Origin of the sequence: Acinetobacter pittii (assembly GCF_034064985.1) — a bacterium.
GTDB classification, from domain to species: domain Bacteria; phylum Pseudomonadota; class Gammaproteobacteria; order Pseudomonadales; family Moraxellaceae; genus Acinetobacter; species Acinetobacter pittii_H.
The window spans coordinates 1,821,018-1,846,964 of the sequence record NZ_CP139249.1; the positions used below are offsets into that span (position 1 = coordinate 1,821,018).

Below are 25,947 nucleotides of genomic sequence, written 5' to 3' on the forward strand. Positions count from 1 at the left end.
ATATGGAAAAACTAAAATATTATTGGTTTTACCCGTTACCTGTCGTCATGATTTTTATCTCATTGCTTATTGGGCCAACTCAAACGCTAAGTGCATGGGATTATTTGCTTTGGGGTGTACAAGCGGTCTTTGATACACCATATTTTGATGCGGAACAATTTAGGTTGATGCAAAACATTCTGGTCAATGTCAGATTGCCCAGAATTTTACTGACCTTTATGGTGGGAGCCGCATTAGCAACTGCGGGTAATGGCTTACAAGCATTGTTTCGTAATCCATTGGTCGATTCTTATGTGCTGGGTATCTCATCTGGCGCTGCGTTCGGTGCAGCTTTGGCACTTTCTTTAAGTTGGCTTTCACCAAACCTATCAGCCTTTATTTTTGGTGTATGTGCTGTTGCCTTAACGTATTTATTTGCACATCAAAAACATGAAAGCCAGACATCTTTAGTCATGGTAATTTTATCGGGCATGATTGTTTCGGGACTGTTTTTAGCAGGACTTACCGTTATTCAATACCTAAGCGATCCATTTAAATTACAAGCTATTGTGCAATGGACCATGGGCAACTTACATCAGGCTTCTTGGCAAAAAATTCAATACGCCGTGCTACCAATTTGTATTGGCCTTGCCGGGTTATTTGCAATGCGTTGGCGCTTAAACTTAATGGCACTTGGTGCTGAAGAAGCACAGGCAGTTGGTGTTAACCCAAGGTGGGAACAGCTTCTTTTAATTGTACTAGTAACTGTATGTACATCAACGTCTGTGGCTGCTGCTGGCATTATTAGTCTATATGGGCTGTTTATGCCGCATATTGTGAGAATGTTGGTTGGACCAGATCACCGCTACAGTATTCCTGCCAATATGGTGTTGGGCGGCAGTTTTCTACTGTTGATTGATAATTTTTCTCGGGTTTTACTGACGTTTGAAATACCAATTGGTATTTTTACCATGTTACTTGGCGCGCCATTTTTCTTATTATTAATGAAAACACAGAGGACTCATTGGGCATGATTCAAATTGATCAGTTAAATTATGCCTATGGGCACAAACAGGTTCTTAAAAACATTCATCTGGAGTTTCCTGAAAATCAGTTTTCCGTAATTTTAGGGCGTAATGGTTGTGGTAAATCGACACTGTTTAAATTGATGGCGGGCCTAGAACCCGTAAAAGATGGCTTGATTCGTTACTCTGGAAAACCACTATCGGGCTTTAAAGGGAAAGATCGTGCTGCATTACTCGGTTTTTTACCACAGTTTCATAAAACAGTATTTCCATTTTTGGTTAAAGATGTGGTGATTACGGGGCGTGCTGCTTTTAGCAGATATAGACCTTCAAAATCAGACTGGGAACGTGTAGATCAAGCTTTACTTGATTTAGACATCGAGCATTTGCGTGACCGTCCTTATACCGAGTTATCGGGTGGTGAACGGCAATTAGTTATGATTGCGCGTATTTTAGTGCAAGCACCGAAAGTCATTTTGCTCGATGAGCCAACTAATCATCTCGATGTTTATTATCAGTCTTATTTAATGAAAAAGTTGCGTCAGTTGTCGCGGCAAAATTTTATGGTGATTGCAATTATGCATGATCCCAATTTAGCTTTTTTATTTGCAGACCATTTGTTTTTTATGCGCCAACACGAAGTGGTTAAGCCTGAGTCTAAAACACGAATCACCGATCCGAAGTTTTTAAAAAGTGTCTACGATGTTGAGTTCCATGAAGCCATGATTCAAGACAAAACCATCGTTATCCCTGATCATTCGTGGCTATGAATATGTTGAATTATCAGGTAGTGGGCAAAACAGACTATGTGTCTGCTGTAGAATTTGCACTTTATACAAGACAGCTGTTATTCCCAGAAATCTATCATGGGCAAGTCCCCAAAGATTTAAAAAATTTTGAACAATATTATGTTAATGATTCATTGGGCTGCTTTATTACGGTAAAAGATAAAAACCGTATTATTGGTACGATTGCTTATCGGGCGTATGACCATCGTTTTGATTTAAATTTACCGTCCAATACGGTTGAGGTGGTTAAGTTGTTTGTATTGCCTGAATACCGCCGTAATGGCATCGCAACTCAGCTATGCAACATGTTGTTTAGCCATGCCAAAAACCATGCTATTACTAGTTTGTATTTACATACCCATCCATTTTTACCGGCAGCTGAAGAATTTTGGCGACTACAAGGCTTTGAGGTTATTCAGCGCGAATGGATCGATACCTATGACACTATACACATGAGTAAATCTTTATAGCGTTTTATCATACGCATGAAATCTTTTTTGAAAATGGGTAGGTGGATAACCCATAATTTTACTGAACATTGCGGTAAAAGCTGCCGAGTGTTCATAGCCCAAACTAAAGGCAATTTCCGTAATTGAGATATTTTCTTTTAAGGCATTTAAAGCATAGATGATGCAGACTCGATTACGCCAAGCCTGAAAGGACATGCCAGTTTCTGACTTAAACCAACGATGAAAAGTCCGCTCACTTTTATTGTGGTCATGTGCCCAATCTTTAGGGCTGCTATGAATATCAGGATGCTCCATAAACTCAGCACACTGTTTAGATAATAATGTGTTGTGAGGTAACGGAATAAATAGAGGTAGGGCTGGTGCAACTTCTAACTCATATAACAATAAATCGATAAGAGAACCATCACGGCCTGCGCGTTGGTAGTCAACAGGTAGCTGATTTGCCTGAATGAGCAGTTGATGTAACAAAGGCGAGACTTGGATAACCTCGCAATAGTTTGCTTGTCTTGGGGCATTACTCACTTCTATATACAAACTATAAGTACTGACTTTAGACAACCATACCTGATGTGGTTTACCTGCCGGTATCCATACACCGCTGTAAGGTAACACGAGCCATTGACCATCTTCGGTTTCAACTTTCATGAGTCCTTCGGGTGCATATAAGAACTGAGCACGGCGATGGCTATGCGTATCTAACAAGGTATCAGCAGGATAATCTGACCCTAACGCTAGAACCGCTTGCGGTAGATGGTCTACATCGTTAATTGGAATATTACGCATATATTTTTGGCTGAAAAAAATAAAAAGATGGCTTTTTTACGTTAGTTTGCCATATAGCTATTTTATATCATGCCTCTATAAACGTGAGGAAGATGATGATGCTATATGAGCTATTTTTATTTGGGCTACTTTCAGGCATAACCACTTGGTTATTTGGTTTTGGCGGCGGATTTGTTGCTGTACCTTTGCTTTATACAGTCATTATTCAAAAGTGGAGCAATGAAAGTAGTGTCGGCATACATGCCATGCAAATCGCCGTAGCTACATCAGCTTTTGTCATGCTCTGCTCGGCAAGTTTTGCAACCTTTCGACACTATCGTTCTGGACATATAGATTGGCAACAAATCCGCTTTTTATGGGGTGGTATTGCACTTGGTGGAATTGTTGGTGCGGTAATGGCCTCATTGTTTAATGGAAATTGGCTTCGCTGGATATTTATGGGCTATGTGTTCATAACCATTCTAGATTGTTATTACCGACCAGGCTTTATGGTGACATCAGTGCAAAAGCAAAACTATAGACAAAATAGTGAACTCGTTAAAGGGGGAGTTATTGGGTGGGTTGCAGCACTTTTAGGGGTTGGTGGCAGCGTAATCACGGTTCCGTTATTAAGGCGTCGGGGTAGTTCTATGGCAGAGGCTGCGGCTATTGCAAATATTCTCACGCTGCCTTTGTCTTTCACTGCAACGCTGACCTACTGTGTATTATCAATTTGGCAATCTACACCCAACGGATTTATCGGACTAATCTGGTTTGAAGCTGCTTTATTCTTGGTTGCTGGAACATGGATCGGGCTATATTTTTCAGAAAAATTTATTTCAAAACTACCTGATTTATGGCGGGCAAAGTTATATCCGCTACTTTTAATAATAGTTCTACTCGTCATACTTTTTGTAAATTAACTTTCTATTTCAATTAATTGAAGAATAATCTCTTTTAAATATCGAATTTCTAAATGCTCTAAAACTGCAAATTTTATGTCTTAAAGGGCTTTCGCTAAATGACAGATAGTTTGAGATTTAATTATTAAATAAAATCAATAGATTGTAATTTTTTTTGACACATGATCTCAGCATCATTTTGTCACATAAGTTAAGACTTTTCTTAATTTTTTGCCAGATAAGTTGAGATTTTCTCTATCATTGATATGTTCAGATATATCAAATAGAGGATGCAAGATATTTTTCTTAAAAGCTAGTTGACACTTAATTAAAAATTCCCAAAAAAGTGGAAACTAGCTTGACTTTTGGTAGCTATGCTTTTAGTGAGGTGCTATGTTTCTTAAACGAAAATTTTCCTTTAGAATTAAAAATATATGATCGATTAATAATAAGATCTAGTAGTGCTTTCCCGATAACGGGATTTTCAAAATGGTTTAGCCACATTTTTGTTTCATACCTACTTATAATTAATAATGACCCATTATTTGTATATTTATCTAGAAAATTAATGAATTGGGCGATCCAATCCATATTGACATTAGATAAATCAAAATCTTCAAGAATTAATAGATTGCAGGATAAAAATTTTTTGTTGAAAAGAGGGAGAGTTCCAAGTCTATATGCAATCTCAAATTCTTCAAAAAACTCTATTGTATTGTAAAATAATATCTCAAATCCATTTTTAAATGCCTGATCACCAAGTGCTGAGATGAGACAGTTTTTTTCAGCATTTACTCTGTTAGTAAAAATTAGATTATGCTTAATGTTAATGCATTGAAAGTTCATAAGATTTAATAAAATATTTTTATTTGACTCAATCTTATTTGTACAATCTGCGTGCATTGAACATCTCTTCAAATAGTTATTATTTGCTTTTTTCAAAGAGCGGAATATTTTTTTATTTGCCACATGATTCTGTTCAGCGATTAAGAGCTGATTAAGTACTTCAATAGTTGAAGTATTTTTTATCATCATCTCATCAAAGTGATCCACAAAATAGTTAAGAGCACCTAGTAGTTTTAAAGATTGTAAATGGTTAACTATGACGCTTTTTTTAATGCTCATGTTGCATTCCCTCCACCCAAATAGTTTTTAGTCTTCTTTTGAATAACAGTTAAAATTTTCATAATGGAAACTTCTCCAAAATAATTAAAGTAAATTAGGGAGAAAGGTAATAATGTTCTATTTGAATTGACTTTGAGCCACTCATTGAACAAAATGCTAGTGTCTGCGTACACAAGACACTTCAATGATTCATGTTCCAGCATGAGTCATTGACCTTTCTTTGTGATTTGATAATTTCAATAAGATTTACATCAGTTTTCTCCCGCATTAAGTCGAAAAAATATAATTATTACTAACTTAATAAATAGAAAATAAATTGATTTTTACTGTGAGAATATACACATTCTCTTTGACTCAGATTCTCCAAAACATATTTTGTTCCTCTTTTTTCTTAGTTAATTCTCATACTCTTTGTCTGCATATAACCGCATCAGTATTATTCATAATGATTTGAATTATTGATAAAAATATGAGTAAACTCAACACGACCTAAAAATGAATATTTTTATGACTCTATTTTTATATAAAGTGTAATATTATGAATAAGTTAAAATTAAAGGGTAGACCAAAAAAAGGGCTATTTGAAGGCTTTGGTACACAAGCTTGGTTTTATGCAGTACAAAATGCTGCTTCAAATAAAACTGCATATTCATTAGAAAAAGAATTTTTTCCTAAAAACTTTAAGAAAGTTGAGGGAAAAGTGATTCGTCCTCGACTATTTGATCGTTATAAACAAGGAAAAATAAGTGTTGGGGAAAATTTGGTTAATATTGTAGAGAAATCTTATAGCGGTACAGCAGATTGGTTTCATGCAATAATTTGGAATATTTTAGATGAGAGGTGTAGCGAATTAGAATACAATTTGTGGTTACTTGCACTAGATAAAAATTTGACCCAATCCTTTTTCAAAATAACAATCGCTTCAGATGGTTCACCAAGAGTACAGATCAAGGAGTTAAACCAGAAAAATTTAAAAAGATTGAAGCAATATGATTTAGTTGATGTTTTTACACTTGCTGTGATATCAGTGTTAATAAGCATTGAGAAAAAAAATCTAGAAATTTTGAAGAAAGCACTTCATGGTTACCATATAATTCGACCAAGATTACAAGAACATCCTGTTTTTTCAAACTTTTATGCAAACTTCTTATCAGCATTAGATTTATATTTAATTAAAAAGGGAGAGCAGACGTTTGGTGTTCCAATACCACTGATTATTTGGGAATATGATCCCATTATGACATCTTATCCTAACATGATGGTTTCAACTATTAATGATCATAACTCACCACAACAACATATCAGTGATGGTGCATATCTCGCTAGGGCTCAAGTCAGCTGCTTTGAAAATTATTATTGTCAGGGAGAACTAAATATAACTATAAGATTATATTATAGTATTCCACTAGGACTTTCTCTATTACAAGGTGTTGATTATAAAATACTTATTCCTTTTGCAATCAAATTTTTTCCATCGGCATTGTCTCCTAATATTATTGCCCAAGATAAAGAGAATATTATTACAATGACTATGATATTTGGGGATGCGCAAGATTGGAAAACTTTAGAACATCTAGTAGGAAGAGCAGTATTACAAGAAGTTATTTATTTTAATGAGGATAGATTTGGAGAAAAGCTTACGCTTTTTTGGAAAACCCATTTAGGGTTAGTCAATAATATTAACAAATAAAAAAACTCAGGTTGAGTTATTAATTAGAGAAAAAAGAAGTCTATTCTATTCTTTTATTTTTGTTTAAATAATAACCGTTGCTTTACCAACGGTTAGATCCAAATTTAAAGATAATTGTAGACCAATAAATATAATAGGTAATTAAGAAAAATGCTAAATAATAGCGTATATCAGGGTATAAAAAATTTAATAAAGTAACAATAATTGCAGGAATAATTAGTGTTCTTTCTGCATAGATATATATCATAGCATTAAATGCATTCAGAAAATTATCGAGACGCTTTTCAGGTAGCTTTTGTTGTCTGTACTCTTCAATTAGTTTTATTAAACGTTCAATTTCAAATTTGAGATCTTCTATTTTCCTATTGCGATCAACATACTTAATGAGTAAATCAGCAGTTGATTCACATTGTTCATGAGATATATTAATCTGATTTTTGAAGTTTTTATTCAATAGTTTTGGCTCAATTGAATAGGAAATTAATGCTTTTAAAGGATTGTGTGTATGTACATAGGAACTTGCTTCAATGCACTGTTTTTCTAGTAATTCTTTTTGATGTACTAAAAAAGACTCTTCTTTATACAATTCAAAAACTAGTTCTTGAAGCTTTTCCTCAGGAATTAACTCAATATTACTTTGCCAACTTTCATGTATTTTAAGATCAGCAATCGTTATGATCTTATCATTAATAGGTATACCTGCATTGGTATAGAATTTCTTGGCAACATTTTTATTTCCTGCTGGAACGAAATAAATTGGATGTACTTTTTCGTGATGCGGAAAGGTTTTTAACCAAGATACCACTTTAGACATCATTAATGTACCTACTCGATGACCTTGGATTTTCAACGGTTTAATGTCTATGCCACCATGACCACTAGGCGAATGTTTTGAAACACTTGCTGGATAATTGTAGAAACGACTGTTGTTAAAACCAGCATAGAAAGAGCAAGCGGAAGAATTCCAACGTTCACTATTCTTGTCCCTAAAATCTAAATTGATTGTAAGTTTTGCTTCAATATTTAATTTGCCATCATAATGAAACTGTTTTTCTTCACTTTTTATGTTGAGGACTATGATTCCCAAAAAACTTCCCGTCTCTCTATGGTTGAGTCTGTAAATTTCTTTGGTTTCGATATTAGTTGTCATTTTTACCTATGCCGTTTCGTATAATTTTATCTTGTCAACTACTTTTAGACAGTTAGCATCAATCCAATTTTAAAGTATTTGATGCTATTTGCCTTTAGTGTATAAAATTAAATTTACAGTAATTTTAGGTAAAATTTTGTTGAGAACTTAAGTAATTTTGTTTCTTAATAGGCACAAAAATTCAATTAGATGAAATTATTCTAATTACTGAAAAATATAAATTTTATATATTCTATCTTATAAGGATGGTACAAATGTAGCTATTGAAAATTCTTCAATCACTTTATTAATGTGACTAATAAAGTACTTTAAAGTATTGTTCAGCAATCTTTAAGTTGAATACTTTCGCTGGGAGTAAATGGTATTTTTTCGTATGATTAATACCATTTAGAACCAAATAACACTCATAATTATGATGTTCGAATCTAATGTAATGTTTTCTATTCTTGGCGGTTCGAGTTATATAGATCTAGAATCTTCTAGGCTTCCAAAATGCTATTCATTGAACAGATTATTTAAATAGGTCTAAATCTATGATAAGCATGTGGGGCCTGTGTAGCTTGAAATTAATATAAGCATTAATAAAGATTTATTGTGAATTACTTCCAAAATTGTTCCGATTTTTATCATAAAAAGTATAGTGCTCTGAGTAATTTGAATAATAAGAAAGATGAGGCAATTTGCTGAATATATAAAACTTGGGTACTTTGGGTTTGACCGCGACATATTGTGTCGCTTTTTTTAACATTACTATTGCTTGAAATATTTTATTTAATCACAATCTAATAACAAACATAAAAAAATGAGCATATCTTGGAAGCGACTGAAAAAAAACGTGATATTAAGATTTTAAGTCTAAATGGTGGTGGTGTACGTGGTTTATTTACCATCAGTCTTTTAGCGGAGCTTGAGAATATTATTGAAGAGCGTGAAGGGCGAACCGATGTAAAGATTGGTGAATATTTTGATTTAATTACAGGTACATCGATTGGGGGGATTTTAGCACTTGGTTTAGCTAGTGGTAAAAGTGCGCGAGAATTACAAGCTACTTTTAAAAATAATGCTCAAAAGATTTTCCCAGCCCACCTATTTAAGTGGAAGAAAATATTAACACTGTTTCGCCCTATTTATAATAGCGAACCGTTGAGAGAAGTTGTAACTAGCATGATACCTGAAAGCATGCGTTTCAATGACCTGCAACGTCGAGTCATGGTTACGTCTGTAAACTTATCAACAGGGTGCCCAAAATTCTTTAAAACCCCTCATAACCCCATGTTTACATTAGATGGTAAATTAAAGTTGATTGATGCTGCGATGGCCACGTCCGCTGCCCCGACTTACTTTAAACCACATTATTGTAGTGATTTAAATCATTATTTTGCTGATGGGGGGCTAGTTTCCAATAATCCAAGCTTTATTGGTATTCGTGAAGTATTAATCGATATGCAATCTGATTTTCCTGATGCTCAGCCCAAAGACGTAAAAATTCTTAATGTAGGAACATTAAGTGAGAATTATTGCATCAGTCCGAAGGTTTTAGAGAAAAATTGCAGCAAAGGCTACCATGGTTTATGGAACATGGGAGAACGCCTCGTTTTAAGCACAATGACGGCTAATCAGCACTTACAAAGGTTCATGTTGATTAGAGAGTTTAAAGTTTTAGGAATTTCTCAAAATTACGTTGAGCTGGATGCAACGATTCCGAATGAAGCATCTTCAGATATTACGTTAGATAATGCATGTAGAAGTAGTTTGGATGCACTGATGGGATTAGGTAAAAAGTTAGGTGCGGAAGCCTACACAGAAAGAGCAGAGTTGCGCCATTTTTTTGAATGCACTGCTGAACCATTTATCAATAAATCAACTAATTCGGGAACCTAAAAGCATGAACTGGAATTTTCATCAATATTATTCAAACCGTACAGATGGTTTAATGGGACAGCTACTTCTGAGTGATAGAGAAAAAGATGCTTTAAAAGCACTGCGAGATAAAGTGCGGGAGCGAACGCGAGATATTTTTGTAGAAGCAAAAAAATTAGTGAATCAGGCTAAAAAGGACATTGGATTGGAATTTTTACGTGTAGAAATGTCTATAACTAATTTTAGATACCTTTCTCAAGAAGACCAGAATAAATTTGCTGAACTAATCATTCAGCTTGATAGTAATGCCAAAGCAGAATTTTTGAAGCTTACACCACGATTCTGGACACAAGGTAGTTTTACATACAACACACTAAATAAGCCTTACGTAACTCCGCCTCAGGAAATGGATATTGACGATGGCACATATCTGCCAATGGTATTTTTTAATGAAAAACCTGTTATTGGTCATCATTTGCTATTACTTTTGGTTGATACCTCTCTTAAATCTTTGGTCGCTGAAAATCCAAGCTGGACATTTGAAGCGAAACGTACATGTGGACGTATCACTATTCCCCATATGAATGCACATGTCGATGTGCCAATGTATGCAATTCCTGAAGATAAATTTTTAGAAAAAGAGCAGTTCTTTAAAGAGGCTGTTAATACTCGTTTGACTTATGATGGGTATGACAGCAGTGTTTCAATTGCAGATCAAAAAAAATATAAACTCGACTCAGTCTGTGTAAATTTAGCAATTCGGGCTCATGATCAGAAATGGATGAAAAGTGATCCTAAAGTTGTTTCAGACTGGTTTGAAGAAAATTGCAGAAGAATCGGACCGCATTTGCGTAAAATCTGTCGCTTTCTGAAAGCTTGGCGCGATGCTCAATGGGAGGCGGGTGGGGGACCATCATCTATTTCATTAATGGCAGCAACAGTGAACATTTTGAATCGTAAATACATCGATAATCAAGACTTCGGTTCAACGATGTTAACCATTGCGAGAGAACTTCCTAATACATTTAGAAATGGAGTAGAAAGTCCAGATGATACTGATGAAAGACCATTATTCCCTCCTTATTCCGAACACGGGAAGCGTGAAAAGGAAATTATTGAGAAAATGCAAACACTATTAACAAATTTAGAAAATGCTTTCGTTGCTGATACTAAACACGAAGCTCTCACCCTTCTGAATTTAAACTTTGGTGACCGTGTCAAAGACTACAGTTTAATTGTTTCCCAGACAGCAGCCCCTGCATTTGAGGATGAAGCAAGTCAAGCTAGTGCAACATTTCAAATTAGCTCAACTATGATAAGCGGGTAGGTGCGTGAGTGAATTACATAGCTTGATGCTGAGATGTGGGTATGAATATATCGAATCTCGGCATCTCAAAGCCTACAAACATCTATCTGATTTGTCTCAAAGTAAGCAATTTTATGTTAAAGATTTTGTAACTAGGGAAGGCATATTCAAGATAGCATTGATATTTACATACGATCCTTATACTAGCTTGCCATATGCGTACATCGTTGACAAACCAGCACATCTACAAGATGTGCTGCTTCCACATGTAAACAATGGTTGGTATTTATGCTATGTACAAGAAATGGAAGCTGACTGGAATCCCAATGATCTTCTCTCATTGTATACGACCGTAGATCGTCAAATTCAAATTACTTTAAATAACTCTGTTGAATCAATTCATGACAGATGTATAGAGCAAGTGGAGCTTGAAGGGGAATTTAGTGCTTATTGGAAGCCGGAAAGCTATGTATATTCATTATCGAGTTTTCATGACCTACACAATAGATTTTCTACTCTAAGTTTTAATCAATCATTAGAGAAAGAAACAACAAAGGAATCTGTTCTATATCACAGTAATACAGAACATGAGCACAAAAACTGGTTAATACAGCGAGGTTTCTATGAGATCGAATCTCAGAGACTTCACACTTTTATAATTAAAGTTAGAGCCAATCGTTTATCAGGTGTTAATTGGCCTCCCAAAAACTCAAAGGAGCTATTTGATTGGCTTTCGGCTGTTGATCACAATGCCAAAGCACATTTAGCGAACTATTTTGTTCAGAATAGACTCAAAAAACATTTAATTCTTTTAGAGGTTGAGAAACAAGATACTCTTGGCCTTATATTGGAGTTGGATACTCAGACCGTTCAGTTATCCACTTATGCAAATACTAAAAAGACTGGTAAAAAAGGTGGTCGAGCTATCCAGCTTTCTACGATTACTGCTGTTTTGTCGGGGAAGTATGCTTTTAAAAAATTTAAAAGAATTTCATTTATTAAAGCAGATAAGAGTACTGTTCTTTCAAGAAATAGATCACGTCCTGATGTTGGTGATCTCAGCTCAAAGCGAATCGCTTTGATTGGATGTGGCACAATTGGTGGTTATGTATCTGAACTTCTAATTCGCTCAGGGGCTGGAGTTCATACTGGCAAATTGCATCTTTTCGATTTTGACAATTATGGTCCCCAAAACTTCGGAAGGCATACACTTTTTTCATCAGACTTTGGAAAGAGTAAATCAGTGGCATTACAAGAGAGATTGACTACATCAACCCATCTTAAAACGAATATTCATGGATTTGATTGTGAATTTCCATTAATTGAGAGATATCTATCTTTTTATGACATTATCATTGATGCGACTGGCAGAGCACCTATTGCCAAACGGCTTGCATACTTACTTCGTAAATTAGACGGTGTGAAGAGACCAATACTAATTCATGGTTTTAACGATGGTAATGGTCGTGCATCAAAAGTTTTTATTGATTATTCAAATGGATGTATTAACTGTCTTTGGAGTAATCCTACTTTTTATCATAATGGAAATGATATTCGCTTTAAGCAATTTGCTGGCTTGAATGAGAAAAAAGTATCTTGTGGCAGTACCTATATACCATATGATGCTGCCGTAAGCGTTATGACGGCAGCCTTAATTCAAGAGGCAACGCTTGCAACGTTAGAGTATGAAAGAACTTGGAATTACAAGGAACATATATTTGAAGGTGGCCGAACACTAAAGCCCAAATTAGTTCATTCAGAGTCTAACTGTGGTATTTGTAATGCGGGATAAAGATTTAGTTTTTAAGGCTGATGATGATGCCTTAGTGGTTATTTTGTCAGAAGTAGTTAAAATTTTACTTTCATATCGCCAGTTGGTGGATTTAAATCCTGAAAGTGCTGGTGTGATCATCGGTGAGCGCAGAGGAGTTCATTTAGTAGTTAGAATGGTATCAGTACCTAATTTTACAGATATTCGAAGCCGTTTTTCAGTTAATCGAATTGGTAAACATCATCAAGAAAAGGTTGATACAGCATTTCGTGAATCTAATGGTACATGGCAGTATCTAGGTGAGTGGCATACTCATCCTGAGGATATACCTTCTCCCTCTATGGTAGATTACAATAGTTGGAAGAAATATTTATGTTCCCCAGACCCTTTAATTTTGATTATTGTTGGGAGGACCAAATGGTGGGTTGGAAAGAAAATGAATCAAGAAATTAAAGTCTTAGAACAGATATAAATTTTCATAGGTTAGAATAGCCTTAAATAAAGCATATCATCAATATTATAAAAATAAAGGCTGATTCATCATTTGAGTAGCCTATTACAAAAGTGTATTACTGATTGGGTGGATTAAACAAAATTAAGTGTGTTTCTTCATTCTTTAAGTATAATGTACTAATACAATGATAACCGGATGTATATGATCTATATAACAATTGATGGTGATGATATTGGTCAAATGATTACATCATCATATTTGCAGAATGATGTGCATGAACTCTCTAGAATCAATTTTGTAGTTAATGAGAAAACGCTATTGATATCGAACTTTTTAAAAGAACAAGGGTTCAATATTATATTTTGTGCAGCTGATGGTGTTGCTGGCTACATTGATCAAACTAGTATAGACAAAGTATTCATTTTTGAGTCCATTAAGGGGTTAGCTGAACCAGAGTTGTGCTTTTCTGCTGGGATAGGTTCAACTTTACAAGAGGCATACATAGCGCTACTTTCTGCTAAAAGTAGTGGAAAATGTCGTTTACATGATTTTTGTTTTTTAAATTCTAATGTTTAGAATTATAGATTTTAAATCGCTATTGCGATACATAGCCATAATTACGACTATCTTAAGTATCGGTGCCTATGAGTTAGTACAAAGCTATTGGTTAAATGATCTCAAGATAGTGAAAATTTTAAGTATTGCTCCTTGGATTGCTTTATTGCTAACTATTGCTTTAACTACTAGCCTTACTGCCCGAGCTTTATGGAGAGTTTTGAAAAAGGTTAATCCTTCACTATATCCTGATTTGAATGGTACTTGGGAAGGTGAAATTACAACTGAGAAAAACCAAGTGATACCAGTCCGTGTTTTGATTAAACAAACATTGCTCGAAACACAAATCAATATCCATACGCAAACTTCAAAGTCCTTGACTTTAGAAACCACTCCAACGATTGAAAGTGGTGAGCCAAAACTTTATTACATATATCGTTCATTGCCTAAAGATCCTAATTGGAGCTCATATACGGGCTCTACTATTTTTGATATACGTAACGTTGGAACTGATGATAATTGTATTTTAGAGTTGTCAGGGTATTACTATACTGATCGTAAAACTACGGGAAGAATTAGGTTCAGCCAAGTTGGGAGTTGCGTTAAAAAGGATATTTCATTTTATTAACGTAGTAATTGGCATATGTGAGATAGCTTTTTCCAAGGAAGTTTCAATTGTTGTTTTAGAGCAGTAGTATTATTCAAAACGCAAAAAAATAGAGCCTATCAGGCTCTATTTTTTTATAGGTTGAGATTGTAACAATCTCGAAATATGTGTCAAAAATCTCACATCAACTGTCATTCAGCGGCTTTGAAAAAAGTTTAAAAATTAGACTTGCAATATATAGTGGCTTTATACCACTATATATTCATCGAAGGTCATCAGACAAAAAGAGGATGATATGGCTATCCAGCTTTTAGATGCGGCAAGAAATGAAATTCCAGTGAAATTCACGCAGTTTTCTGGTGGAGAGCGTCATGTTCAAATTGATGAGACAACGTTAGGTTCACTATCTGGCAACGTATTGGTCCGCGCGCAAATGACTTCAAGTCACGATGTGATGGACTATTTACTACTTGAAAATATATTGCTGACTCAGGGTTTAACCGTTGACCTAGAAATTCCGTATTTTCCATATGCACGTCAGGACCGTATTTGTGCAGTAGGCCAAGCATTCTCACTCGATGTGATGACGAAGCTACTTAACATCAACGCAGACAAAAAAGCGGGCAAACAAGGCAAGGTGACTGTTTGGGACTGCCATAGTGAAGTAACAACAGCATTACTTGCTGCCAATACTTCTTTTAGCGAAGTTGTAAATGTCAGTTCAGTCGATATCATCGCAAAGAGTGAAGCGCTAAGTACATTGTTAAAAGATGAAAAAACAGTGCTGGTTTGCCCAGACAAAGGCGCAAAAGCGCGTACACAAAGGGTCGCAGATGCTTTTAATTCTAAACGCAAAAAACCAATCACTATTGTTCAGTGCGATAAAAAACGTGATCCGGTAACTGGCAAAATTTTAGGTACACATGTACATGCGACTGATTTATCAGGCCTCACAGCGGTCATTACCGATGACATTTGCGACGGCGGTGCAACCTTTATTGGTATTGCCAAAGAACTGCGTCGCCTCAATTGCCATAAGGTCGTTCTATATGTGACCCACGGTATTTTCAGTAAAGGAATAGAGGTTTTTGATGGACTGTTAGATCAACTATTCACCTCAGACAGCTTTCCACAACAACCATCAGACAAAATTTCAGTAATTGCTTTTGCAGCAGAATAAAGAGAACAAAGATGACGATTAAACTTAATCCATTAAACGCTATCGATTTTTATAAAGCGGATCACAGACGTCAGTATCCAGCAGGTACAGAGTACGTGTACGCAAACTTTACGCCGCGTTCATCTCGACTTGCTAAAATGTTGCCTGACTTCGACGATAAAGTGGTGTTCTTTGGTCTTCAGGGTTTTATCAAACACTTTTTAATCGATACATGGAATGAAGGCTTTTTTAAGCAACCTAAAGACAAGGTGGTAGCTGCATATAAACGCCGTATGGATAGTTCATTAGGTGAAGGTGCTGTACCAGTTGATCACATTGAAGCATTACACGACTTGGGCTATTTACCATTACGTATTAAAGCATTGCCGGAAGGTAGCCGCGTCAATATGCGTGTACCTGTGCTCACCGTAATTAATACCGACCCGTGTTTCTTTTGGCTCACCAACTATATTGAAACCGTGTTAAGTGCTGAACTTTGGAAAAGCTGCACTACAGCAACGATTGCCTACGAGTACAAACGATTATTAACTCAATATGCCGTAAAAACTGGCGCACCACTCGATTTCGTACCTGTGCAAGGACACGATTTTAGTAGCCGTGGCATGAGTGGAATTTATGATGCGGCACAATCAGGAGTAGGCCACTTAACCAGTTTCATTGGAACAGACTCGGTTGCTTCAATCGACTACGCAGAAGAATATTACAATGCAACAGGTGTGATAGGGGTATCTGTACCAGCGACCGAACACAGCGTGATGTGTATGGGTACAGAAGACAGTGAGCTAGAAACATTTAAGCGTTTAATTTGCGAGCTTTATCCGTCTGGTGTTGTCAGTATTGTGTCTGACACTTGGGACTTTTGGCGAGTCATTACAGAATTTACGGTTGCTTTAAAACCTGAAATTTTGGCGCGACAACCTAATGCTTTAGGCTTGGCTAAATTGGTTTTCCGCCCTGACTCTGGTGATCCTGTTAAAATTATTTGTGGTGACCCAGATGCCGAAGTCGGCAGCCCAGCATATAAAGGAGCAGTTGAATGTTTATGGGAAGTATTTGGCGGTATAACAACTGAACAAGGCTATAAAGTACTCAATGAACGTGTCGGTTTAATTTACGGCGACTCGATTACTCTAGAACGTGCACAGCGTATTTTAGAAGGGTTAGAAGCCAAAGGTTTTGCTTCAAACAACTTGGTGTTTGGGATTGGCAGTTTTACCTATAACTACTTAACTCGCGATACTTTTGGATTTGCTGTGAAAGCGACTTGGGGACAGGTGAATGGTGTAGGTCGAGAGCTGTTTAAAGACCCGATTACTGACTCAGGCGTAAAAAAATCGGCGAAAGGTCTATTACGTATTGAGGAAAGTGAAAATGGCTTTACCTTATTTGATGAACAAACAGCCGAGCAAGAACAAGACGGGGCGCTAAAAACTGTCTTTGAAAATGGTAAACTTCAATATGAGTGTACTTTGGATCAAATACGTGAGCGTTTATCCATCGCATAACTGAGTTTAGATGAGCCGTTGCATGTGTATCGGCTCATCATTTTTATTGAGAGACTGAACGTGACTATTCAAACTGAACAAGAATTCCTTGCCAGTTATGATCGCCGAGATTATGACGCACCTTTACTCACTGTCGATATGGCTATTTTCTCGGTATTTAATGGCCAGTTACAGGTATTACTCATTAAGCGGCCCAACTTTCCAGCCAAAGACCAATGGGCCTTACCGGGTGGTTTTGCCGATTTAACCCATGACCGAGATTTGATGGTAACGGCATATCGGAAGCTTGTCGAAAAAACAGGAATTAGTTCACCTTACTTAGAACAAGTTGCTTCTGTCGGTAACGCGAAACGTGATCCGCGTGGCTGGGCCGTGACCATTTTGTATTTTGCTTTAATTGATTTTAATGCCTATCAACATCAAGCTTTGGCTGAATACAGTGAATGGGTGCCTGTAGCAAAAGCACAAGATTTAACGTTGGCGTTTGATCATAATGAACTGCTCAGCTTAGCTTTAGAGCGTTTAACCAATAAAACTCGCTATACCGCTTTGCCAGCTAGTCTCATGCCCGAGTTATTTACACTGACCGAGCTACAGACTATTTATGAAATTATTCTTGGGCAATCCTTAGATAAAAAAGCGTTTAGACGCCGTATGATAGAAGCAGGCGCAGTTGAAGAAACCAACCACAGTAAAATTGTAGGCAAACGACCAGCTCAGCTTTACCGCTATGCACTTGATTCTTTCGATTTTATATTTCCTCGTTCACTCGAATTACCTAGAAATAAAGAGAGTGAAGACAAGCAAAACAATGAGCTTTCTGACTAGCGCATCTTGATGCACTTTTGATTTATAATGCCGCGCTTATGATTGATTTCATGTTTTAGTCAGCGCTTTGCCTATGTCACACCTTTCTCCCTGCTTCCAGCAAAACCAGTTTTTTGTGTTGGTGGAGTACCTCACTTCACTACATGAAATTTATCCTGTAAGACGTGAGTTTGCAGGGTATCCGGCTGCAATGACATTGGCAGATCGTGTACATTCAGATCATGATATCGCGCCGCTAGAAGCCAGCAAAAGTTACCCTGACTCAATAGAGAAAGTCTTACACTTTTCAGGTAAGGCCCGAGACATACAAGACTTCGAGTTCTTTTTAGAACAAGCCAAGTCTGCCAATGTTCAAAACTTGTTATTGCTTACAGGCGACAAACTTAAAGAGCATCATAATGGTCGAGACGGACAGCTTCGTAGCCGATACCTAGAGTCTGTAAACGCCGTAATGGCTGCCAAGCAGCATGGTGGTTTTCGTATTGGCGTTGCCTTTAATCCATTTAAATATGTCGAAGCTGAGCGTGATGCACAGTATTTAAAACTGCATAAGAAGATTAAAGCAGGTGCTGACTTTATCATTACCCAATTGGGCTATGACATTGAAGCCTTAAAACAAGCCAAATCATTTTTAACCAAGCATGATTATTCGCAGCAAATACTGGCTTGTGTGATGCCTCTGACTTTAGGCCGAGCCAATTTTATGGTGAAGCATAAAGTCGCAGGTATTGTGATTACCCCGCACATGTTAAAAGTCTTGGCAGAAGAAAAACAGGCAGGGCATACAGACCGCGTTTATTTACGCTGTGCTTTACAGATTTTGATATGTAAACACTTAGGATTTGCTGGAATTCATTTATCTGCCTGTCATAAGCCAGAAGAGCAAATGTTGCTTGAAAGCTACATTGGGCAATACAGACATCTGGAGCTTAAAGCCTTAGAAGAGCTTTGGAATTCACTTTGGCAAGTCACGTCAGGCAAAGAGTTTTCACCTGAAATTACGTATTTTTCACGTCAGCCAACCTCTAAACAATTAATTAAATATCGTCAGCTACATGTTATGCATGAAGCAATGTTTGGATCAAAAATTGCCAAAGGCGTCGGACGTTTTATTTTCAAAGCATCTTTTTGGGAAAACGCTTTGATCGCCAAACTCTTACTTAAAACGGAAGTGCTGAGTAAACATAGCCTAGTGGGATGTGAAAGCTGTGGTCAGTGCCGCTTAGGTGACACTTTGTATATTTGTCCTGAAACCTGTCCAAAAGGTTTAGCCAATGGGCCTTGTGGCGGAACAACTTTAGACCGCTGTGAATTTGGTGACCGTGAATGTATTCACTCAGTCAAAGCAAGACTTGCAAAAGCAGTTGCACAAACTGAAATACTAAAAGAGAAATTGATTCCAACGGTACCACTTCAAACGAGAGGGACCAGTTCTTGGAAAAACTGGTATTTAGCAACAGAAGCTTAAGTTTTGTATTAACCCTTGATTTGAACTTGTTAAAAAATCAAATGATATGCTAAAGAATGGCAATAATTTAAAAATAACAATCGTTTGCCTTAATTATGTCCAATCAAAATGGCTATCGAGGAGTATACTTAAAGCAAATCTTTTGCGTTAAAGGAAAGGCTGTCTCAATGAAAAAATTGGTTGCTGTACTTACTGTAATTGTTGTTTTAACTGGATGCGTTTACGACCCTGTTAATTACAACAAAATACACGACCAAGAGTTCCAAGATCACCTCAGGCAAAACGGTTAGTAATAAAAAAGCCCACTCAATGAGTGGGTTTTACAATGCTGCAAAGAATCTTTGTGATGAACTCATGCATTACCACTTTGCAGACTGGTTATATAATGTATGTGATAAATACTAAACACGTGAACAGATAGATTTCCGAAATTTAGGGTCGTAGGTTCGATGCTCGCCGAGCGCACCGTACCTGTTGAGTGACAAACAGATTCATACCTTCGCTCAAAAGCTTTCTCAACATTTTGAGTTTTCAACCCAATTGCGTCAGACATGGTAAAAGCATTGAAAGCAATGCCATTTAAAACGGTTGGGTAGGGAAAAACAACGAGAGATTATCGCCAATTACTTTGTGAGTGAATCAGATCCGTTTCGTAAAACTAAATCTAAAACGCAGTGCCAGATTGATGACAATCAAGCTCGTGCAGTACAACGTTTAATATTGAATTTAATGGGGCAGAGTGAAGTTATGGATGGAAGCGATGATAGACTATTAATTTCGTGGTCAGAAATGGTAAATGATGAACGCACCCAGTATGGTTTTATTGGGTACGAATAAAATATTAAGTAATTTACGTATGATGATTTTTAGTTAAATTATATTTGGAATAAGAAGTTAAATAGTATATTAATATCTGTAATAACATTAACTTAGAATGGTTAAAACAAGAGTGAATAAAATCATTTTTTCTTTACTTATTTTGTTCTCTGCTACGGCGTATGGGGCAGAAGTTGATAATGCTTTACTTCAGAAAAATTTAGAAGCAGCAAACTTACAAATTGAGGTTTTAAAGGCTCAAGTTGAAGTGATGAAAAGTTATCAGGATAAATTCCTTTCAACAGTTTATTGGTCACTTGGTACAGTTGCCGCTTTAGTCGTTTTTTTAGCAGGTATTAACTGGTTTACTAATAATAGGAATCTTGAAAAAGAGGCTCAACTACAAAAGGAAACTATACAAAATGAATTAATTTCAATTAGAAATAAATTGAATGAGAAAGTAGATGAAGCTTTATTAGAAAGTAAAGCAGCCTCTAATGAAGCAATTAAACTATTAGAAAATGACCTTAAAACTTCTATTTTAGAAAAATCAGAAAATTTAGGAAAAAGTATAAATGCTGGTTTAATCAACAATTTGAGACCGATTATTCGGGACTTGAGAGAATTAAAAAGAAGATCACTAGAGTCAGATTATGAGGATTACTTAAATAGAAAAATTTATGAAAATGCTATAAGAAAGACCTGTGAATTATTAGATTTGACAATAAATGATTATGATTTCCAAAGTAATACTAGTAATGCACTCACAAAGATTGAGACTACTTTAAAATTAGCCCAGCAAGATCGGCGTCTCAGTGGTGTTTCTCCCGAGACAATTGCTATGCTTGTCAATAGTTTAAAACCATTTGAAGAAAAGCATAATATTGTCATAAAAAGAATTCATCAGCAATTATCAGAAATTGAGTAAAAAAGCACCATAATATGCTTTTTTTACTCTTTAGAATAAGATGCAGGACAATAGATTTTTTACTAAATTTATATAATATTTACGTATTCCAATATTTTATAATGGGCAAAAGAATTTTATGGGTAGAATATTATTAATTTTTATAAGTTTATTGATTATTGGCCCAGTGTACAGTGCTGATGATTTTTTCGAAAAAAAACCTTCTATTTTAATTGCTAAAGATGAAGAGGCTCAAAATACTAAAAGTGGTGAGAGTGTTGTTTTTTTTGAGTCAGCAATGCAACAAAAAATAGATCGTACAAATCAACTTTTTAGAAGGGCTGAGCGAGATAAAGATGTTCTATTCCAAACGTCAAATATGACTGATTATGATAAATCACAATATTACAGAGAAAATAAGTTTGCTAATTATAGAGGTTATTCTCCATACATTGAATCTACACCTAATAGAAAAGTAATTTCAGAGGAAGAATATGAACAGCTAATGGAGAAAAAAAGAAAAGAGAGAAAAGTTGATCGAAGCCTTTGGTACCTATTAGATAAGTAATTTCAGAAGATGAATTTCAATATTTAAAAGCGCCCTAGGAAAGCTAGAAAATTAATATTTTTACGAACAAAATATAGCTATTACCTACCAAATCAAAAAATAGATATGTTGTAGAAAAGGATGGGGTTGGTATTAAGCTCAGAGGAAGCACTTAACCGATCTTCTTAAAATTCGATGGATTTCGTTAAATAGGTAGACGATGACCGCACTTTTAGAAAAGGATTTCAGCCCGTCTGAGTTTACATTGTTCTCTGAAATATTATGGAAACTTGGCTCAGGCAAAGGGCAATACAATTTACGTGAAAATATCATTGCAGATATTGCCATTTTGTTACGTGCTGATTTTGCCGCGTCTTATATTTGGGATTCAACGCATAATTTATCGAAAGAAGGTGTGATATGGAAAATCGACCCAAAAGCGATGGAGGACTATGAGTGTATTTGGCAATTTGATGACCCTATTACTGCACAGCTTCGCAAACGTCAAAAACCAACATTTGTAAATGAAGTCATGCCTCTTGCAGACCTTAAAAAAACAAGTTATTACAATGAGTTTTTGAGAGCCTATGGTTTGTATCACGGCATAAATATTTATTTTGTCCGAAATGGTATAGATATTGGCGATTTACGTATTTGGCGTGCAAAAGATGCTGACATGTTTGGTGAACGTGAAAAAAGAATATTAAATCTGCTTGAACCTTATTTTACTCAAGCCTTACCAGCAGATTTGTCAACACAATATGGTCTGACTCCACGAGAACAAGAAGTGGTTCATTTAGTCTCTAAAGGCTTAAGTGATAAAGAGGTGGCAAATTTACTTGGTATAAGCTTTACCACATTAAGAACCCATCTGAACAACTCTATGAGAAAAATAGGCTGTAATAATCGCACTGAAATGACTTTACTCATTCAACATTAAAACAAAAACAATTCTCAATTTTGAGGATGCGAATGAATGAGCAATTTGTACTAAGTTCTTAAGATCACAACTTAAATGGATTTTAAGTCATCATGTCAAATGCACTTGAAAAAAATAATTGGATTGAATTACAGGGTTTAGCAAATGCTTCAGTAGATGTCATTACTCAATTGATTCATGAGAGAAAAGTATCTTGTGAAGAACTCGTGCATCACTACTTTGCCGCTATTGAAAAACAACAGTCTTTAAATGCATTTATTAGCACAGATAAAGCTTCAGCAATTCAACAAGCTCAATATTGGGATAAATACCTGCTTAGTGGAAAAACATGTCCAGCTTTAATGGGTATTTTAATTGCGGTTAAAGATAATATTCATGTTGCAGGTTTCCCTAATAGTGCAGGTACACCAGCTTTAGCTGATTTTAAGCCTCAAAGCTCCGCACCGATTATTCAAAAACTTATTGATCACGGCGCGATTATTGTTGGTAAAACCAATATGCACGAATTGGCCTTCGGAGTAACAGGTTATAATACTGCCATGCATATTGAAGGCGTTGTCGGTACACGAAATGCCGTAAATCCATTGCATATCGCTGGTGGGTCTTCTTCAGGTAGTGCTGTGGCAGTAGCAGCAGGAATGGTTCCAATTTCGATTGGTACAGATACTGGTGCTTCAATACGTTTGCCAAGTGCGTTAAATGGTTGTGTCGGTTTTCGTCCCACGGTAGAACGATATTCACAAGAGAGTATTACCCCAATTTCACATACTCGCGATACAGCTGGCCCTATTGCACACACCGTATCTGACATTATTTTAATTGATCAGCTTATTACTCAAGAGCTAAAGAAAGAACCATTACAGCCTCATCAAATTAGGCTCGGTATCAATCCATATTTTTGGAATCATTTAGATGAAGACGTTCATGAGCAGGCGCATATTGCACTTGAGCTTTTAAAAGATGCGGGAGTCGAAATTATTAATGTTGATATGCCGAATTTAGAACAACTCAATCATGCGATTTCATTTCCAGTGGTCGTCTATGAAGGCAAATATGACCTTATTCAATATTTGAAAGATCATCATGTAAATTTGACTATTGAGACTGTAGTCGATCAGATCTCAAGCCCAGATGTACAGGTAATTTTTAAACAGAATATTCTTCCCCAATTAATTCAAGATCAGACGGGGCAACTTGTTCCTGTTTTACCTTTCTATGAAAAGGCCATCAGTGAAGCTCGGCCACAATTGCTTGAACTCTACCAAAACACATTTAAAGCGCATAACTTACATGGTTTATTATTTCCGACATCACCGATTGTTGCACCGTTAGCAAATGAACAATCCAATTCAATTGAAAATTTCCAGATACTCATTCGAAATACGGACCCCGGCAGTAATATCGGATTACCAGGGCTGAGTTTTCCGATTGGAAAGGGAGCGAAATCGAAACTACCCGTTGGATTAGAAATTGATGGTTTACCTCATCAAGATGGTGAAATACTTGCGATTGGGATGGCTTTAGAAGAAATACTTAAGGTTCTAAATAAGTAAAATATAAACTAATAATTCTCTATTTTCTAAATAAAAAAGAGTTAAAAGTAACTCTTTTTTAGATTAATTTTGTTTTTGAATAATACTTGGTTTCTTAAAAAGAAGTTGGATTTAGTCGAAAAGTTTTTATATTATATTATTTAATATTGTTAATCATAGGTACATCTTTAATAAGCTGTGCTTTACTATTGTTGATAAACCATAATTTTTATATTTTATGCTTCTATAAATATTATAAAAATTCTCGAAGAATTTCTTTAAATTACATATTGTTCTAATTAAATCAACATAAGTTATACAAAGTAAACGCTAATTTTTAATATTAATGCAATAAATTTTTCTACTAATTAATCACTTTTATATAAATAATTATATTTACAAGTTATTGTTTTTGTTTATTTAAATTAATACTAAAAGAAAGTTTTTATAATTAAATTTTTTAGAAAATATGAAATTACATAATTTTTAAACATATTTTTTATAGCATGCAGTGTATTGGCGTAAATAGAAAAAATATATGTCAAAAGGGTCAATGATATTTAATCGATTTAAGAATCATAATTTGCACCAAATTTTACGCTGTCACGATTCATTGAATAAACCAAGTGAAAAGTTACGTAAAAAAGACGCTAATAGTTTATTGGTGTAAATAAAAAATCGAATATTACAAATAAACGGAATGAATATGGATAACGTAGCTCAGCTAGAAACTGATACTAATTTCCAAAGTCGAAAGAAAATAACTTGGGGTGTTTTTTAGTGTCCTTTTATTACTTTTAATTGCTGGTATCGTATATTATTTTTTTGTATACAGATTTTATCAAACTACTGATAATGCTTATGTGCAAGCCGATGTGACTTGGGTCATGCCAAAGATTTCAGGCGAAGTGATTGAGCTATTAATTAACGATAATCAGGTGGTAAAAAAAGGGGAAACTTTAGCGGTATTAGATCACCGCGATTACCAAGCTCGTTATGATCAGGCGAGTTCTGTAGTCAGCTTAAAAGAAGCCGCGCTTGGTGTACAACAGCAAAATGAAAAGTCTGCTAAGTCTTCCATTACTGAAGCAAAGAGTGGTGTAGTGGCAGCACAAGCTGATTTAACTCGTTTAAGAAAAGATTTTGAACGTTATCAAGATTTACTAAAAGATGGCGTGATTACCCGTCAAAACTTTGAAGGCATTCAGTCTCAATATTTAACGGCTCAGGCACAGCTCAGCAAAGCGCAAGCCGCCGTAAATGCAGCAGAAGCTCAGTTGGGGAGTTTACAGGCCAGTCGAGCGCAGCTTTTAGCAGATATTCAAAGTGCTAATGCAAACTTAAACCTGTATCAGGTCGATCTGGCTTCATCAAAAGTGGTTAGTCCTGTAAACGGTAAGATCGGTAGCCTTGCAATCCAGAAAGGTTCACGTGTTTCTCCGCAAACTCGCTTAATGGCGATCATTCCTGAAAATAGTTTGTATGTACAAGCAAACTTCAAAGAAACCCAAATTGAAAAAATGCATATTGGTCAGAAAGTTGAGCTCAAACTTGATGCCTATCCGAGCATCACCTATACCGGAAAAATTGAAAGCTTTTCACCAGCATCAGGCGCAACTTTTTCACTCATGCCACCAGACAATGCCACAGGCAACTTTAACAAGGTTGTTCAGCGTATTCCTGTGCGTATCGCCATAGATTCAAGCCCACATATTGATTTGATAAAACCTGGAATGTCGGTGAGTGCCACCGTTGACCTAAGAACTTAATAAAAAATTTT

At 35.8% G+C, this 25,947-nt stretch carries 23 protein-coding genes and 1 pseudogene; 21 read left to right on the top strand and 3 right to left on the bottom strand.

Going from position 1 to position 25,947, the window contains the following annotated elements:
* Nucleotides 1-2 precede the first annotated feature (2 nt).
* The 3 genes from SOI76_RS08705 to SOI76_RS08715 are packed head-to-tail and all read left to right on the top strand — an operon-like array spanning nt 3 to nt 2,262.
* Complete coding sequence (locus tag SOI76_RS08705) at nt 3-1,013, top strand: FecCD family ABC transporter permease (RefSeq protein WP_104078689.1); 1,011 nt, start codon at nt 3-5, stop codon at nt 1,011-1,013.
* A complete protein-coding gene (locus SOI76_RS08710) occupies nt 1,010-1,774 on the top strand; it encodes an ABC transporter ATP-binding protein (protein WP_104078688.1) in 765 nt (254 codons plus the stop codon). The genes SOI76_RS08705 and SOI76_RS08710 overlap by 4 nt, the downstream gene beginning before the upstream one ends.
* The gene (locus tag SOI76_RS08715) at nt 1,771-2,262 is read left to right on the top strand and encodes a GNAT family N-acetyltransferase (protein WP_104078687.1); all 492 of its coding nucleotides are present in this window, start codon (nt 1,771-1,773) and stop codon (nt 2,260-2,262) included. The genes SOI76_RS08710 and SOI76_RS08715 overlap by 4 nt, the downstream gene beginning before the upstream one ends.
* Here SOI76_RS08715 and SOI76_RS08720 read toward each other — a convergent pair.
* Nucleotides 2,257-3,045, bottom strand: coding sequence for an AraC family transcriptional regulator (locus SOI76_RS08720; protein ID WP_104078686.1), 789 nt, complete (start codon nt 3,043-3,045; stop codon nt 2,257-2,259). The genes SOI76_RS08715 and SOI76_RS08720 overlap by 6 nt on opposite strands.
* 98 nt (nt 3,046-3,143) lie before the next feature.
* Between SOI76_RS08720 and SOI76_RS08725 the strand changes: the two genes are divergently transcribed.
* The gene (locus tag SOI76_RS08725) at nt 3,144-3,947 is read left to right on the top strand and encodes a sulfite exporter TauE/SafE family protein (RefSeq protein ID WP_104078685.1); all 804 of its coding nucleotides are present in this window, start codon (nt 3,144-3,146) and stop codon (nt 3,945-3,947) included.
* Between the two features lie 351 nt (nt 3,948-4,298).
* On the opposite strand, the gene SOI76_RS08730 is transcribed toward SOI76_RS08725, so the two are convergent.
* Nucleotides 4,299-5,051 (bottom strand): ATP-binding protein, encoded by a 753-nt coding sequence (locus tag SOI76_RS08730; protein WP_104078684.1) that lies wholly within the window; start codon nt 5,049-5,051, stop codon nt 4,299-4,301.
* Between the two features lie 538 nt (nt 5,052-5,589).
* Between SOI76_RS08730 and SOI76_RS08735 the strand changes: the two genes are divergently transcribed.
* Nucleotides 5,590-6,741: a hypothetical protein gene (locus SOI76_RS08735; RefSeq protein ID WP_104078682.1), complete on the top strand. Its 1,152-nt coding sequence runs from the start codon at nt 5,590-5,592 to the stop codon at nt 6,739-6,741.
* 82 nt (nt 6,742-6,823) lie between these two features.
* Here SOI76_RS08735 and SOI76_RS08740 read toward each other — a convergent pair whose 3' ends face one another.
* The gene (locus SOI76_RS08740; protein ID WP_031976659.1) at nt 6,824-7,891 is read right to left on the bottom strand and encodes a hypothetical protein; all 1,068 of its coding nucleotides are present in this window, start codon (nt 7,889-7,891) and stop codon (nt 6,824-6,826) included.
* An 813-nt stretch (nt 7,892-8,704) separates the two neighbouring features.
* Between SOI76_RS08740 and SOI76_RS08745 the strand changes: the two genes are divergently transcribed.
* The 16 genes and pseudogenes from SOI76_RS08745 (at nt 8,705) to SOI76_RS08820 (ending at nt 25,936) form a co-directional block, all read left to right on the top strand.
* Complete coding sequence (locus SOI76_RS08745) at nt 8,705-9,772, top strand: CBASS cGAMP-activated phospholipase (protein ID WP_104078681.1); 1,068 nt, start codon at nt 8,705-8,707, stop codon at nt 9,770-9,772.
* A 4-nt stretch (nt 9,773-9,776) separates the two neighbouring features.
* Nucleotides 9,777-11,078, top strand: a complete 1,302-nt coding sequence (locus tag SOI76_RS08750; protein ID WP_104078680.1) for a CBASS cGAMP synthase — start codon at nt 9,777-9,779, stop codon at nt 11,076-11,078.
* 4 nt (nt 11,079-11,082) lie between these two features.
* Nucleotides 11,083-12,849 (top strand): E2/UBC family protein, encoded by a 1,767-nt coding sequence (locus SOI76_RS08755; RefSeq protein ID WP_250621791.1) that lies wholly within the window; start codon nt 11,083-11,085, stop codon nt 12,847-12,849.
* On the top strand, nt 12,839-13,300 hold the full coding sequence (locus SOI76_RS08760; RefSeq protein WP_104078678.1) for a Mov34/MPN/PAD-1 family protein: 462 nt from the start codon (nt 12,839-12,841) through the stop codon (nt 13,298-13,300). The genes SOI76_RS08755 and SOI76_RS08760 overlap by 11 nt, the downstream gene beginning before the upstream one ends.
* A 183-nt stretch (nt 13,301-13,483) precedes the next feature.
* A complete protein-coding gene (locus tag SOI76_RS08765; RefSeq protein WP_104079221.1) occupies nt 13,484-13,858 on the top strand; it encodes a mCpol domain-containing protein in 375 nt (124 codons plus the stop codon).
* Complete coding sequence (locus tag SOI76_RS08770) at nt 13,851-14,465, top strand: hypothetical protein (protein ID WP_104078677.1); 615 nt, start codon at nt 13,851-13,853, stop codon at nt 14,463-14,465. Before SOI76_RS08765 ends, SOI76_RS08770 begins: the two co-directional genes overlap by 8 nt.
* A gap of 274 nt (nt 14,466-14,739) precedes the next feature.
* Complete coding sequence (locus tag SOI76_RS08775; protein WP_104078676.1) at nt 14,740-15,624, top strand: phosphoribosyltransferase family protein; 885 nt, start codon at nt 14,740-14,742, stop codon at nt 15,622-15,624.
* 11 nt (nt 15,625-15,635) lie between these two features.
* On the top strand, nt 15,636-17,129 hold the full coding sequence (locus SOI76_RS08780) for a nicotinate phosphoribosyltransferase (RefSeq protein WP_104078675.1): 1,494 nt from the start codon (nt 15,636-15,638) through the stop codon (nt 17,127-17,129).
* A 60-nt stretch (nt 17,130-17,189) separates the two neighbouring features.
* Nucleotides 17,190-17,957 carry an NUDIX hydrolase gene (locus tag SOI76_RS08785; protein WP_104078674.1) on the top strand — a complete coding sequence of 256 codons (768 nt, stop codon included), beginning with the start codon at nt 17,190-17,192 and terminating at the stop codon, nt 17,955-17,957.
* 73 nt (nt 17,958-18,030) lie between these two features.
* Nucleotides 18,031-19,425 carry a methylenetetrahydrofolate reductase C-terminal domain-containing protein gene (locus tag SOI76_RS08790; RefSeq protein WP_205668344.1) on the top strand — a complete coding sequence of 465 codons (1,395 nt, stop codon included), beginning with the start codon at nt 18,031-18,033 and terminating at the stop codon, nt 19,423-19,425.
* A 167-nt stretch (nt 19,426-19,592) separates the two neighbouring features.
* The gene (locus SOI76_RS08795) at nt 19,593-19,715 is read left to right on the top strand and encodes a hypothetical protein (RefSeq protein ID WP_000737387.1); all 123 of its coding nucleotides are present in this window, start codon (nt 19,593-19,595) and stop codon (nt 19,713-19,715) included.
* Nucleotides 19,716-20,374: 659 nt separating this feature from the next.
* Nucleotides 20,375-21,169 carry a hypothetical protein gene (locus SOI76_RS08800; RefSeq protein ID WP_063098864.1) on the top strand — a complete coding sequence of 265 codons (795 nt, stop codon included), beginning with the start codon at nt 20,375-20,377 and terminating at the stop codon, nt 21,167-21,169.
* 118 nt (nt 21,170-21,287) lie between these two features.
* Complete coding sequence (locus SOI76_RS08805) at nt 21,288-21,716, top strand: hypothetical protein (RefSeq protein WP_104078673.1); 429 nt, start codon at nt 21,288-21,290, stop codon at nt 21,714-21,716.
* Between the two features lie 199 nt (nt 21,717-21,915).
* Complete coding sequence (locus SOI76_RS08810) at nt 21,916-22,635, top strand: helix-turn-helix transcriptional regulator (RefSeq protein ID WP_104078672.1); 720 nt, start codon at nt 21,916-21,918, stop codon at nt 22,633-22,635.
* A gap of 92 nt (nt 22,636-22,727) precedes the next feature.
* Nucleotides 22,728-24,188 carry an indoleacetamide hydrolase gene (gene iaaH / locus SOI76_RS08815; RefSeq protein WP_104078671.1) on the top strand — a complete coding sequence of 487 codons (1,461 nt, stop codon included), beginning with the start codon at nt 22,728-22,730 and terminating at the stop codon, nt 24,186-24,188.
* A 685-nt stretch (nt 24,189-24,873) separates the two neighbouring features.
* A pseudogene (locus SOI76_RS08820) lies at nt 24,874-25,936 on the top strand (HlyD family secretion protein).
* Nucleotides 25,937-25,947: the final 11 nt, after the last annotated feature.